General features: G+C 35.2%; 11 protein-coding genes. All 11 read left to right on the top strand.

From position 1 onward, the window contains the following. A partial coding sequence (locus tag QRN68_RS00005; protein ID WP_285394461.1) for a transposase occupies positions 1 to 851 on the top strand: 851 nt, incomplete at its 5' end. A 302-nt stretch (positions 852 to 1153) separates the two neighbouring features. After that, on the top strand, positions 1154 to 1846 hold the full coding sequence (locus QRN68_RS00010; protein ID WP_285394463.1) for an endonuclease V: 693 nt from the start codon (positions 1154 to 1156) through the stop codon (positions 1844 to 1846). Between the two features lie 63 nt (positions 1847 to 1909). Continuing rightward, entirely contained in the window at positions 1910 to 2464 is a 555-nt protein-coding gene (locus tag QRN68_RS00015; RefSeq protein ID WP_285394465.1) for an SMI1/KNR4 family protein, read from the top strand. 36 nt (positions 2465 to 2500) lie between these two features. Further along, positions 2501 to 4024, top strand: coding sequence for an SMI1/KNR4 family protein (locus QRN68_RS00020; protein ID WP_285394467.1), 1524 nt, complete (start codon positions 2501 to 2503; stop codon positions 4022 to 4024). A 257-nt stretch (positions 4025 to 4281) separates the two neighbouring features. After that, positions 4282 to 7137 carry a hypothetical protein gene (locus QRN68_RS00025; protein WP_285394468.1) on the top strand — a complete coding sequence of 952 codons (2856 nt, stop codon included), beginning with the start codon at positions 4282 to 4284 and terminating at the stop codon, positions 7135 to 7137. Between the two features lie 190 nt (positions 7138 to 7327). Next, positions 7328 to 8632, top strand: a complete 1305-nt coding sequence (locus tag QRN68_RS00030; protein WP_285394469.1) for a hypothetical protein — start codon at positions 7328 to 7330, stop codon at positions 8630 to 8632. A gap of 329 nt (positions 8633 to 8961) precedes the next feature. After that, a complete protein-coding gene (locus QRN68_RS00035; RefSeq protein WP_285394470.1) occupies positions 8962 to 9096 on the top strand; it encodes a hypothetical protein in 135 nt (44 codons plus the stop codon). Between the two features lie 103 nt (positions 9097 to 9199). Continuing rightward, the gene (locus QRN68_RS00040) at positions 9200 to 10429 is read left to right on the top strand and encodes an MFS transporter (RefSeq protein ID WP_285394471.1); all 1230 of its coding nucleotides are present in this window, start codon (positions 9200 to 9202) and stop codon (positions 10427 to 10429) included. A gap of 14 nt (positions 10430 to 10443) precedes the next feature. Then, positions 10444 to 11859, top strand: coding sequence for a M20 family metallopeptidase (locus tag QRN68_RS00045; RefSeq protein ID WP_285394473.1), 1416 nt, complete (start codon positions 10444 to 10446; stop codon positions 11857 to 11859). A 139-nt stretch (positions 11860 to 11998) separates the two neighbouring features. Then, positions 11999 to 12970 carry a glutaminase gene (locus tag QRN68_RS00050; protein ID WP_285394475.1) on the top strand — a complete coding sequence of 324 codons (972 nt, stop codon included), beginning with the start codon at positions 11999 to 12001 and terminating at the stop codon, positions 12968 to 12970. A gap of 369 nt (positions 12971 to 13339) precedes the next feature. Further along, a partial coding sequence (locus QRN68_RS00055) for an Rpn family recombination-promoting nuclease/putative transposase (protein ID WP_285394478.1) occupies positions 13340 to 14261 on the top strand: 922 nt, incomplete at its 3' end.

A 14261-nucleotide genomic window follows, 5' to 3' on the forward strand; every position in this document is an offset into this window, starting at 1 on the left:
CAAAGAGAATTCCATCTACAGGAGCCTTTCGACATGCCTATCAAAAACAAAAACGGGTAGGTATTGACATTGGTCCTTCTACCATTGCGGTTGTTTCAGAAGAAACCGTTTTCATCCAACAACTTGCTCCAGAAGTACCTTTATTGGAGAAACAAAAAAGACGTTTATTACGCAAATTGGATAGAAGTCGTAGAAGTACCAATCCTAACAATTTCAACAAGGATGGTACTATTAAACATGGCGTCAAACTCCGTTGGACATATAGTAAAAACTATCAAAAAACAAAAAAACAAATAAAAGAATTATATAGAAAGAAAGCTTCCTACATCAAAGAAAAACATGGTGCGTTAGCCAATAAAATCTTGTCTCTTGGCGATGAGGTGTACATCGAAACCATGCATTTTAAAGGATTAGCAAAGCGTACAAAAGAAACCAAAACAAATATACAGGGTAAAATCCAATCCAAAAAGCGTTTTGGAAAAAGCATTGGGAATCATGCCCCTGCGATGCTAGTGGAAATCATCCATCAAAAATTAGGTTACACAAAGCAAACGATACAGAAAGTAAATACGATCACCTTTAGAGCCAGTCAGTATAACCATGTGACGGATCGTTATGAAAAGAAAAAACTCCATCAACGTTGGAGTCAAATTGGAAGTCATCTTGTACAACGAGATTTATATAGCGCGTTTTTACTGATGAATAGTGATACAAATTTACAACAAACGAATCAAGACTTATGCAATAAAACGTTTACTACCTTTTTAGAGTTACACAATCAACATATAGAAGACTTGAGACAAGTAAAGAAAACATTCCCTCTTAGCATGGGAATCAAACAAATCAAGTGAGGGCTATTCCCCCGTAGGTAGAGCTACCTGCCTTCGTTAAAACTTATTGCCAACACAACATCGGTTGTGTAAATAAGAAAGTCTTATAGAACAGAAGATAAATCAAAGATGTTGTACACAGGCCATGGCAACACCATCTGTGGAGAGCTTTGTAACGCTTCTCTTAAGTATATAAGAACCCCGCTGCTTTAGCTGTGGGAGTAGTCAGAGTACTAGTATGGATTAGGAGGTTTTGCTTTGCTATTTTTATGACAAATACCATTATTTGTGTATAGTTGTATAGAAGGGAGATGATCAACTTCATGGAAATAGAAGAAATGATTCTAAACTATACAACGCAACAAAATGAATTAAGAAAACGTATTTCTCTACAAAACAATTTTTCTGATGAGCAAATTAAGCTTGTTGCAGGAGTGGATATTGCCTATTGGGCCGAAAATAATAAAGAATATGGAGTTTGTTGCATTCAGGTTTTTGATTTTTGTTCAAAAAAGTTAGTGGAACAAGTTGATTACATGGATGAAATTACAACTCCTTATATTTCTGGGTTTTTAGCTTTTCGTGAATTGCCTCTTATTTTAGAAGCTGTAAAAAAGTTAAAAACAAATCCAAGCCTTTATATGTTCGATGGAAATGGTTATTTACATAAGCGCAATATGGGAGTTGCTACCCATGCTTCTTTCTACTTAGAAAAACCGACAATAGGCGTAGCGAAAACGTATTATAAAATTGAAAATACGGATTTTATCATGCCAGAAAATAAAGCAGGAGCGTTTACGGATATTGTCATTGATGGGGCAGTATATGGTCGTGCTCTGAGAAGTAGAAAGGATGTTAAACCTATATTTGTTTCATGTGGAAACGAGATTGATATAGAAACAGCTACAAACATAACGATGCATTTTATTGAAAAAGATAGCCGTTTACCAATACCTACAAGATATGCGGATTTAGCAACTCATCAGGCAAGGAAATGGCATCAAGATAATGTGTGAATATGGCGGTATCTTTAAGTAGGATAAATTCCTTTGTGGAAAAATTTAGAGTGGAGGTTACAAATGAATACTCAAGCTAAAGATTTGTGGGATCGTATCATTAAAAATCATTCAAAGCTAGGCGTAAAGGGTGAAGAAGTATTGAATCTTCAACCAGGTGCTACAGCTGAAGAATTCCAACTAATCGAAAAAACTTTAAATCTTATTCTACCTGAGGAGATGAAAAGTTTTTATAGCATTTATAACGGGCAAGATTGGACTTTTGGGGTAGAGCCTATTGTTAGAAATTTAACACTTTCTCCTATTTCGGAAATAATTGAAAATTGGAAGTTTCTACAGGAGGAATTTGACCCAGATGATTTGTTCCCAGATATAGAGTATGGTGTGGATGTTAAACCAATGCTTTGGAATCGAAACTGGATTCCGATTGCTGAAAATGGTGGAGGCGATTATCTTTGTCTTGATACAGATCCAACCGAAGAAGGAGTAGTGGGTCAGGTGTTGTATTTTTGGCATGATTGGGGAGACCGAACAACTGATGCAAAGGGTCTTTTTAAATTTATAGAAATCTGTTTAACTTCTTTCAGCGGGTGTGAAGAAAATGATTCTGATATTTGAATAAGGAGATGGGATACGAAGATGATTCAGTTGATAATGAAGAAATTAAAGGTTCAATTAGACGAACTATTTTCACCTTTTTTAAATCCAGCAGCTTCTGAGGAAGAGATACAGAAGGTAGAAAATGAGATGGCTATTAAATTTCCTGATGAATTGAGGGAGCTTTATCTAATGCATAACGGAGAGAAGGAAGACGGACCAGGTTTGTTTTTTGGATTGCCGTTTTTACCATTAAATGATGTTTTGCAGGAATTGCAAGTATGGGAACAGTTAGAAGAAGAACATGCATTGGAAGGTGCTTCTTATTCTGTCCCAACTGGATATATAAAAGAGAGGTCTATTAATCGTTATTGGATACCTATTAGTAAAGATTTTGGTGGCAATAATATCGGCATTGATGTCGATCCAGATCATAAAGGGCGAATAGGACAAGTCATTAATTTTGGGCGAGATGAGGAAATAAAGTATGTTATAGCAAATCAATTATCAGATTTCCTACTATTTATTTCTGAAACGATTTTACAGGGGAATTATCAAATTGAACAAGAAGAGGATTATATCTACTGGAATTATGAAAATAGCACGCATTTTTTAGATGTACTAAACGCCATTGAATTGCCCGTTCTAAATCCAGTATCTTCTCAAATCTCAAACAAGGATGCAACCAAATGGATGCAAGATTTGGACTCTCTATGGAAAGAAATAGTTCAAGAAGAGTTTTCTGATCCTGAGAATTTTATGAAAAAAAAGAAACTCTATTTAATTGGGAATAAACTCACGAATATTAAACCGTTACGATTTTGTACAGAAGTTAAAGAATTAATCTTAACAAACAATCAACTGACTGATTTAAAACCTTTAAATAACATGCTATCTTTAAAAAAACTCTATTTAATTAAGAATCCGCTAAGTGATTTAACGCCATTAGCGAACCTCGAGTATTTGCAAGAATTAAATATTAATCATACAAAAGTTTTCGATATAACACCGTTAGTAAATATTCCGCGATTAAAAAAATTAGAAATGGCACAAACGGATGTTAAAGATTTTTCAATCCTTCCACAATGCCAAGCGCTTGAATCCTTATCAATTTCAATAGTGAGTAAAGAACAGTTAAAACAAATATCTCAAATTACTACCTTAAAACAATTGTATATTCACCAGTTGCGAAATATTGAAGAAGAGGATTTATTACAGTTAAGTCACCTAAAGAATTTACAAGTGATGAAATTTGAAAATTGTTATTTGAAAAATATAGATTGTTTTACATCCAGTTATTCACTGCGAGAAATCATTTTACATGATACAGTATTAGAGGATGGGGGAGCAATTGGCGCACTAAAAAATTTAAGCAGTATAGAATTAAATGGGGCGACGATTGGCAATCTTGAGGTTATTGCCAATTCTTCTTCGCTTAAAATATTTACAGGATCATTCGAACAGTTTCATTTATTAAAAGACCTTTTTCGTCGAACGATTGACTTTTCCACAATTATTGGGGAGATGTCAGATGAGGAAGATAAAGTATGGCATCAGTATTTAGATACCCATAAAATTTAAATTAAAATACATGAAAAGAGGTATCTCAAATCTTTCATTGAGATGCCTCTTTGGTTTTATTCGTTAAATGCGCTTAATAGTTTATGTGTTTAAAGCAACATATCAAAAAAGTTGAAGTTCCAGATGTCAAAAAAATATTATTTGCATTCGAGGATGTGAGCACTATCTCCTTTTTTGGATAGATTTCCAAAATAGAGGGAAATTTTGAGATTCATACCGATATAAATGTTTAGAAGGTATAAAGGAGGACAATCGACTTGAATAAAAAATTTCTTTTTTCAGTTGCAGCAATACCTGCAGTCATTGTTGCACCAGCAGTAGTAGGGGCAGAAGAAGGATTAACGATAAAAATAAGCGCAGATGCGAAGGTCAATGACGTAATTACAGCGGATGTAAAAAATTTACCGCCTAATACATATGTAAACAGTTATCAATGGTACTATATTGAAGCGGATGGTTCGGAAAAACTCATTCCTAGCGCTACAGGTATATCTTTAAAAGTACCTGTTGAGGCAGAAAATAAAACTATAATTGTAAAAGCGATAACTTCAAATAAAACCTATGAAAGTAATAAATGTACGATAAAGCCATTGAATTTAAGTATTGGTGAACCAATTTTTGAAGGCTACTCATCAACTAACTATGTGACACCAGGTGATACTGTTAAAGTGGTAGCAGATGTGATCGATGTAAATGGTGTGAAATTACAAAGTAACCAAATTACATATAGCTATCAATGGTTTTATAAAGTAGGAGAAGTCTTTTCAATTATTAATGGGGCAACGGGAGCAACATATACAATTCCTACTGATGCCTTAGACAAGGAACCGAAAGATATTATGGTGAAAGTAACTGCGAAAGTAGGTACACGGACACTAGAATCGCCTCCTTCAAAAGTTCTTACAGTATCTAAAGAACCTACAGAGACATTAACGAAGAATATTAATAATTTACTGAAGGATGGCAACAAATATAATTTGACAACCTTTGGAGAATTTCAGGCACTTGCGAAAGACTTAGATAAAAAATACCAATCTCTATCGAGTGCTGCAAAGGCGAATGTTACTAATTATGATGTCTTGAAGCGAGCACTTGCAGATATTGCAGCAATAAATGCATTAAATGGAAAGTTGGATAAGTTAAAAGATAAAGGCGTTAGTGAAAAAGATTTACCTCAGTTTTTGAAAAATCTTGAAGCGGATTATAATAAGCTTGACTATTTACAGCGCAGTTTAGATGTCAATGATGAATTATACAATGCGATTAAAGTAGCATTGCATAACCCGTCAAATATTAATGAGCTTACAGAAGTAAGAGAGATTAATAAACAAATTATGGCATTATTATCCTACGAAAATTCTTATATCAAATATGTCCCTTCTAGCTTAGAATCTTTACAAGCGGAAGTGAACAAAATTGAAACTCGAATGTCGAAGCTGTCAAAAGATTATAAAGCAATCGTACAAAACCAAACAATTTTACAAGAAGCGAAGCAAGATATTAAGAAAATTGAGCAGTTTTTAAAATCATTTGATAAATTGTTGCCAAATGATACACCAGGCAAGCAAGTGACTGCTGCAAAATCGATTCGCTCTACTTATGAAAAGTTAACTTACAAGCAAATGCTATTAGTTCCAAATATGTATAAGGAGAAGTTGCAGAATGCAGAAAATGCAGAGCAAATTCAAATTGTGAAATTAAACGCATTAATTCAATCATATTTAGGAAGCAAGCAGTATCCAATTAATCCAACAAAAGAGACTTGGAAAGAAATTGTAGATAATGTAAATAAAATAATCAGTGATTATAAAAACTTAACGAAAACTTCAGCTGCCCAAATTATAGATTATGATCGTATTGTAACATTGCAAAAAGATCTTAAAACGGCTGAAAAAGTTATTAAGGATATAGATGCCTATCTAAACCTTAAGAAAACATCAGGAGTCTCAGAGAGTAAGTTAAAATCAAGCTATAGCAGTACACTTAAAGCCTATAATAAGCTAACAAGTTTACAGCAATCACTTGTCTATAATGCAAAAGAATTTTTGAATAATTCACCAGATGTGACTGTTGGTAGCGATGGGAAGGTGCCAGATGATAAAGCGAAAGCTGAAGCTCTAAAAAAACAAATCGATTCTTTTGCTAACATCACCAACTTTACACTGGAACAATTAGAAAAAGAAGTAGAGAGTGCTACAGCGACTTATAAAAAGTTATCATCTGCAGCTCGAAAGTATGTGACGAATTATGACTTACTAACAGCAGCAAGCAAAGATATTTCTGGTACCAAATCGTTCCTTAAAAAAGTACAGGATGCTAAAGAAGAAAGGGATGTTACGAAGCAGGTCAAGAAAATTCAAACCGTGCAAACAGCTTATGCAAAGTTACCTGCAAACCAACAACATTTAGCTAAACCTGAGTATGAAAAATTACTGAAACTATTAGATGGAAATGTTCCAGACGTATCAAAACTAGATAATGAAATTGCTGGAATTGTAAACAACGATTTGTATACCGTATCTATAGATAAAATTAAAGAGCTTTCAACTCAATATAATAAGTTGAGTTCTAGTGATAAAAAACGAGTTACAAATGCTTCTATCTTAACAACGGCTGTCTCTGATGTGAAAAAAGTAGAGTCATTCATGAAGCAATATGACAAGTCATTCGAAAAAAATCCGGCGACTGTTATTAAAGCATTTTCAAAATTGACGTCAAAGCAGACGAGTTTAATAAATGAAAATGTTCGGAAAAAAATTATTGAAGCAGAAGCGAAACAACAATCTGCACACGAATCTGCTTTAAATTTAGTGGAAATGATAAATGGGCTTGAGCAAAATGGAGAATATATTGCCAATTTAGAAACTGAAGTAACGAAAATTCGCATTTCGTATGACAAGCTTAGTTCTACTGAGAAAAAAGTAGTGAAAAATTACTCGAAGCTAACACAGGCGGAAAGTGATTTGAAAAAAGTTACGGAAGTATATGAGCTTTATAAAACTTACGAAGCGGCTTCAGAAGATAAAAAGGCAGCTGCCTATAAGACATGGCAAACTGCTTATGGCAAACTTTCTAAAAAGCTCGAACTTCTTTATAAACAAATGCATCCATAATATTTTAATTTGCTGTAGCCCCGAATAACGATTTTATTCGGGGTTTTTTTGTAGCGTTCGAACTAAACTTATCGCTTTTATTTGTCTAAATATTCATTTTTTCGCTATACTAATTACAGTTAATCTGTAGAATAATTAAGAATTTTTTGTCATAAATAGTGTAGTTTGACATAGAAGGTAGGAACGTAAGATGTATAAAATAGGTGTTGTTGGCCCAATAAAATCCGTAGAAAAAATTATCGAGTTAGCAAATGAAATCGAGCAGGATATGGAATTTATTCCGTATATTTATTCTATCGCTACAGAAACAAAAAATATTGTAGAAGCTCATGATCAAGATGTTGATTTTTGGCTATTTTCTGGATACATACCTTTTAAAGTTGCCACACAAACGAGCGTATCTCGGGAAAAATTAACGTATATTTTCTTTTCTGAGGCAGCTATTTATAGAGGGTTTCTTGAGCAATCCTATAAAATGCAAAAATTTATCGAAAATGTAAGTATTGATTTTATCTCATCACCTGCACAAATGGCGTCAGAAGGATTGGCGGAAATCGAGAAAAATGTGAGGAAAATGTATTTGAAGGAATTTGATGTGGCCATTGATCCGAAAGAATTATTTGATTTCCATTATGAGCTGTGGCAAGAAGGGAAAATAGACTTCGCAATTACATGTTATCCGTCAGTCGATGAAGAGCTGAAAAAAATGGGGGTTCCCTCCTATTGGGTATCGCCGACAAAAACGGAAATTTACCACACCGTGCAGCTATTTACCGAAAAAATTAAAACGTCCTATTATAAAGAAACGCAAATTGGTGCTGTTATGCTCGAAATAAAAGAATTTGATTCATTAAAGGAAAGAATGAAGCAAGGATATCGTATTCAATATTTAGAATTACGCATGAAGGAAAATTTACTGCAATTATGTGAACAGGTTGATGGTTCTTTAATTGAGGAAGGCAATGGGAGATATACAGTTTTCAGTACGAGAGGAGCCATCGAAGGGGAGATTCAATTCATTAAGGAAAAAATGTATCAGCTGTCCATTGAAATGGAGGCAAAGGTCACAGCAGGAATAGGTTTTGCGCAAACGGTATTTAACGCCGAATTAAATGCGCATAGAGCTTTACGTCAAACGAAAGAGCATGAATCGATTGATATTGTCATGATTCAAGATGATGGCACAATTATTGAATCTGTCGGTAATAACGAGGAGCTGTCATATTCCTATAGAGCTGAGGATCCTACTATTCTTGAAAAACTAAAAAAAGGTAGTGTTAGCATTAAAACCTACACAAGAATCCAGGCGCTAGTCCAAAAAATGCGTTGGAAGCATTTTACGACAAAGGATTTAGCGTCACAGCTTCAAATGAGTGAACGAAATGCCCAGCGCATCGTGGCTGATTTATGTAGTGTGGGTTTAGCGGAAATTTGTGGAGAAGAATTACAGCACACACGTGGTAGACCGATTAAAATGTATCAGCTCTTAATGTAGTGTATAGAAATGTCCCGAACCAATTACTGGTTTTTGGGACATTTTTTGTTTTGTGGATGGATTGTGAAAGTGAAAAGTTACAGAAAATTTTAAGCTTTTTTATTTCTTCAATGAACATTCAAAAAATGTAGATAAATCAACGGTTCCCAAGTTTCTAATCGTTAATTCGGACACTATTCTTATTCGATTTTCTATTATAAATTTTCAAAAAAATGTTGTCATTTCATAATAACTTGATTATTATACGAATATATATCGAAAATGTCGTTATATAAAAGGGGTTTATTTTAATAGATAGGGAGAGATGGATTAACAGTAATAAGAGTTGCTTGAAATGGGCTCATCAAAAAGTTGTCGATGACATTTGCTTTGTATATAAGTTGATTGTAGTGAAGGCTCGACGCCCCCAGAAAAGCGCCCAGTCCGAACGGAAATCAACTACACGTTTTGGTGAAGAGCCTTAAAAGGCAAGAATAACAGAAGTAGTTATCTGAATTGCAAGATATATTTTTGTCTTTTAATATCATAGCAACGTAACTATAGTCCAGAAACATAGGAGGGGTGTTCATGACATCGAATGGAGTAACAAGAAAATCCAGAAATTTAATCTTGGCATTATTATTTTTAGGTTGGTCGTTAGGTAATTTAGATCGATACATTATGAACTATGCGGTTGTAGCGATTACAGGTGATTTGCAATTAGATGCATCTTCTACAGGTATTATTTTAAGCGCTTTCTTTTTAGGCTATGCGATTATGCAAATACCTGGTGGATGGCTTGCTGATAAATATGGTGCTAAAAAAATCTTACTTTTTTCGGTAATTATGTGGTCAATTTTCACAGGTTTAACAGCTCTAGCTTGGTCTTTAGTTGCGATGATTGTCATTCGATTTTTATTTGGTATTGGAGAAGGTGGGTTCCAACCATCTAGCTCTAAAATTATAGCGACGATTTTCCCGAGGGAAGAAAGAGGGCGAGCAATGTCAATCATGCTTTCCTCTGGAGGTATTGTGTCATTAATCGTACCGTTACTTGCAGCTTATTTGTTAGGAACGATTGGCTGGCGCACGATGTTTATTATCATTGGTGCAATCGGTGCTATTATTGCATTTTTATATTGGAAATATATTAAACTTCCGCAAGATGAAGTTGTGGAAAATAGTAAAGAAAACGGCTCTACTAAAGTTAACTTTAAGGAACTATTTAAAACACCACTTATGTGGAATTTAATGATTGCTTATTTCTGTATCTATGCTGTGAACTGGGGATTAGTTTCATGGATCCCAACGTATCTTCAAAAAAATCGTGGACTCGATTTAATGTCGATTGGTTGGGCACAAACAATTCCGGCCATCACTACTATTATTGGTGTCTATGGTAGTGGTTATATCATTGATAAGTTACCACGAGGAATGGACAAAATTTTAGGTTCGATTTCATGTGGAGTTATCGGTATTTTATTGTATTTAATGTTTACAGCGGAATCCGTAACAATGTTTATCGGGTACCAAACGGTTGTTACTTTATTTATTGCATTTGTCATTACATTGTTACCTGCTATTGTGTTGAAGAAATTACCATCTTCTATTACGGGTTCAGCAATGGGGATTGCTAATACAGGTGGTCAATTAGCAGGATTTGTAACACCGATGGCAATTGGCTTTATGGTAGATGCGTTTAATGGATCCTTTGATGCAGCTTTTTGGATGTTAATTGGATTTGCGGTTATTTGTATTATTGCACTATTAACGTTAAATGATCAAAAAGGAACGTTGTTGAATTCAACATTAGAGTAAGTGGAGGTATAAAAATGAATTTTTATGAAAAAATTTCTTCATTAATTGAAGCTAAAAGAGATGTAAGCATTGCATTAAGTGATGCAATTTGGGCAGTGCCAGAACTACATTTTCAAGAGAAAAAATCTGTTCAGTATATGAAGGCAGCTTTAGAAAAAGAAGGTTTTTTAACAGAAATTGGAATTTCGGGACTTGATACAGCACTAGTTGGAACATATGGTTCAGGAAAACCAGTTATTGCTTTTCTTGGTGAGTATGATGCACTCCCAGGCTTGAGTCAAAAAGGTGGGGCTACTCATTATGAGCCTCTAGAGTACGAAGGCAGTGGTCATGGTTGTGGGCATAACTTATTGGGGACAGGAGCGCTTACTGCTGCGGTTGCGGTGAAAGATTATTTAGAACAAAATAATCAATCAGCTACGATTCGTTTCTACGGCTGTCCAGCAGAGGAGAATGGTTCAGGGAAAGCTTATATGGCGAAGGCTGGTATATTCGGTGATGTAGATATTGCGATATCTTGGCATCCAGGTACTTTTACAACTGTTATGACTTGTAGCTCTCTAGCAAACTATGCAGCTACTTTTAAATTCATGGGGAAAAGTGCACATGCTGCAGCGGCACCACATCTAGGCAGAAGTGCATTAGATGCAGTTGAACTTATGAATGTTGGGGTAAACTATTTACGTGAACATATCATTCCAGAGGCGCGCGTGCATTATGCGATTACAAATGCAGGAGGAACGTCTCCAAATGTTGTACAGCCTTATGCAGAGGTGACTTACTTAGTAAGAGCGCCAAAAAAACATCAAGTCCAAGAGATTTATCAACGTGTTGAAAATATTGCTAAAGGCGCAACGTTGATGACTGGAACATCTTTAGAAATCGATTTTGAGGGAGCAGCGTCAAATCTTATTCCAAATAAAACGCTTTACGATACGATGCAAAAACAAATACTTGAAATCGGTATGCCAGCTTATACAATAGAAGATGAGCATCATGCACAGGCTATTTATAATACATTTACGCCGGAAGTCCAAGCGTCGTCGTTAGTTGGTTTAGCTAGAGAAGATGTTATGCAGTTAAAAGATAAAGTTATCGCTAATCACATCCCTAATATCCTACCTGAATTTGTAATGGGTGGATCAACTGATGTTGGAGATGTAAGTTGGAATGTCCCGACTGTCCAATGTACAACTGTGTGTATGGCATTAGGTACACCACTTCATACTTGGCAGGTTGTATCACAGGGTGTCATGCCAATAGCTCATAAAGGGATGCTACAGGCTGCAAAAATAATGGCTTGCACTGCAGTTGATTTAATTGATAATCCGGCACTTATTGAAGAAGCTAAAAAAGAATGGAAGGATCGTCTGGATGGAGAGACATATGTTTCTCTCATTCCAGAAGGTACTATGCCTCCAAAACTTTAAAATGTTATTCCAAATAGAGTCTTCATAGGGTACACTATGGAGGCTCTGTTTTTACATACTATTAAGTCTTTTTCTTAGTAAAGTGCACTTAATGAGTAACTATGGCGTAAGGTGCCGTTTTTTGAAAGGAGATCACAAAATGCCGAAAGAACATATCAATCATAATAATAATCACCTGGTAGCAGAATGGGTGAAACAGTTTCGTCCGTATGCGAAAGAGGGGAAATGTGCAAGCTATATTCCTGCTTTATCAGAAAAAGATCCAAATCAATTAGCTATTTCGATAATCGGACCAGATAGTGACGAAATCAAAGCAGGAGAGACAGCTGAACTGTTTACTCTGCAAAGTGTTTCAAAAGTTGTTACATTTATTTTAGCGTGTATGGAACGGGGATTACCCTATGTTTTAGAGCGAGTAGATGTTGAACCGACAGGCGATACCTTCAACTCAATCATTCGTCTTGAAAGTCATCAGCCTGGAAAACCTTTTAACCCAATGATTAATGCAGGAGCGATTACAGTATCCTCTATGCTTGACGGAAATTCACCACAAGAGAAGGTTTCAAAAATCCTAAATTTTTTAGAACAAATTGTTGGCAAGAAAATAAGGGTAAATGAAGAGGTTTTTCAATCTGAATGGCAAACAGCTAATCGTAATCGATCATTAGCGTACTATTTAATGGATTCTGGCTTTTTAGATTGTCCTGTAGAGGAGGCATTGGAGGTTTATTTGAAACAATGTGCTATTGAAGTCAATGTTTCGGATTTAGCGATGATTGGTTTAGTCATCGCCAATGATGGCTATCATCCTCTATTAAAAACACAACTCTTTCCAAAACAAGTGGCAAAATTAGCGAAGGCATTAATGGTTACTTGCGGTATGTATAATGCTTCAGGTAAATTTGCTGCATTTATCGGGTTACCCGCTAAAAGTGGTGTTTCTGGTGCGATTTTGGTGGCTGTACCAAGTCATGCAGGCTTAGATTCACCATTTCCTGCTGGCTGCGGTATTGGCATTTATGGACCAGCCATTGATACCATCGGGAACAGTGTAGCGGGAGTGAATTTACTAAAGCATATCGCTACCGAGTGGAATATGACTATTTTTTAAACAAGTAAAATATAGATGACTTCAGTTTGTCCGAAGTCATCTTTTTTGTTGTTAAGGATATTCACTAGCGTTGCATAAAAAAATAAATAAAAGGTCAACTACGATTTCAGAAGAGCTTCGAAATGTGTTCTTTCAGGATCGAAAATTGCAGGAGTTAAGTCAATTAGTTGCTCAAGTATTTGAATATTACCATCAAAATTGTTCTAAGAAACGTTGGCTAAAGCCTGGAATTATTACAGTCATCCATACATTGAGCTATTTATTCCTATTTAAGATTTTGTGAATAACATAATTCGTTGTTGATGTTTTATAGTGGTCTAATAGTAAGCCCATGCTATAATGATAGTAATAAAAAAGAGGTGATGCCTGATGAATCGAAAAGCAATACGAAGAATTCCGTTAGAAAAGCTTTTTGACTTGAAGGTTGATTTTGCCTTCAAGCAAATGTTCGGAAATGAAAAGAATAAAAAAATTACAGTTGTTTTTTTGAATGCGGTACTTAAACTTACAGGACGAGACACTATTAAAGAAGTAACATTCCTTAAACATGAATTGGGCGGTGAATATCAGGACGATAAACAATCCCGACTAGATATTCTTGTGAAAACACAAAATGGTGACTTCATCAATGTGGAAATTCAACTATCTAATCAGCATGATATGACAAAGAGAACGCTATATTATTGGGCAAAAATGTATGAGTCACAGCTAGTTCGAGGGATGGGCTATAGTGAGTTACGCCCAACAATCACGATCAATATTTGCAATTTCACAATGTTTAAAGACAACAAAAATTATCACAATACTTTTCATCTATATGAAGACACAACATTATCAAGACTAATGCCAGAAGAAGATGTGTTGGAAATTCACTTTATAGAAATAAACAAGTTTATTTCGCTTTGGTATGAAGAAAAGTTGAATGCTCTTGAGGACCTATTAATTCGATGGTTGTTATTACTTGGTATGGTCGATGGTCGTAATAAGAAAGTATATGCAGAGATATATCGTGAATTGGAGGAGTTAGCGATGGAGGATGAAAACTTACGTGCAGCATTTGATACATGGGAAGAAATCAGTCAATCCCCTGAAACAATTCTTGCTTATCAGTCTCGCTTAAAGTATATCCTAGATGAAGAAGCCCGCTACATTGATGGAATCAATAAGGGAAGAGAACAAGGAAAAACAGAGGGAATAAAAGAAGGACTAGAGCAAGGGATAGAGCAAGGGATAGAGCAAGGGATAGAGCAAGGGCGTAAACAAGAGCAAATAGAGTTAGTGAAAAAATTGC

It is taken from the genome of Lysinibacillus sp. fls2-241-R2A-57, from assembly GCF_030209535.1.
Taxonomy (GTDB): Bacteria; Bacillota; Bacilli; order Bacillales_A; family Planococcaceae; genus Lysinibacillus.

Excerpts from the sequence above, each read along its gene's own strand:
- QRN68_RS00045 (WP_285394473.1), top strand. The coding sequence starts at position 10,444 with ATGAATTTTTATGAAAAAATTTCTTCATTAATTGAAGCTAAAAGAGAT.
- QRN68_RS00030 (WP_285394469.1), top strand. The coding sequence starts at position 7,328 with ATGTATAAAATAGGTGTTGTTGGCCCAATAAAATCCGTAGAAAAAATT.
- QRN68_RS00010 (WP_285394463.1), top strand. The coding sequence starts at position 1,154 with ATGGAAATAGAAGAAATGATTCTAAACTATACAACGCAACAAAATGAA.
- QRN68_RS00050 (WP_285394475.1), top strand. The coding sequence starts at position 11,999 with ATGCCGAAAGAACATATCAATCATAATAATAATCACCTGGTAGCAGAA.
- QRN68_RS00040 (WP_285394471.1), top strand. The coding sequence starts at position 9,200 with ATGACATCGAATGGAGTAACAAGAAAATCCAGAAATTTAATCTTGGCA.
- QRN68_RS00015 (WP_285394465.1), top strand. The coding sequence starts at position 1,910 with ATGAATACTCAAGCTAAAGATTTGTGGGATCGTATCATTAAAAATCAT.
- QRN68_RS00020 (WP_285394467.1), top strand. The coding sequence starts at position 2,501 with ATGAAGAAATTAAAGGTTCAATTAGACGAACTATTTTCACCTTTTTTA.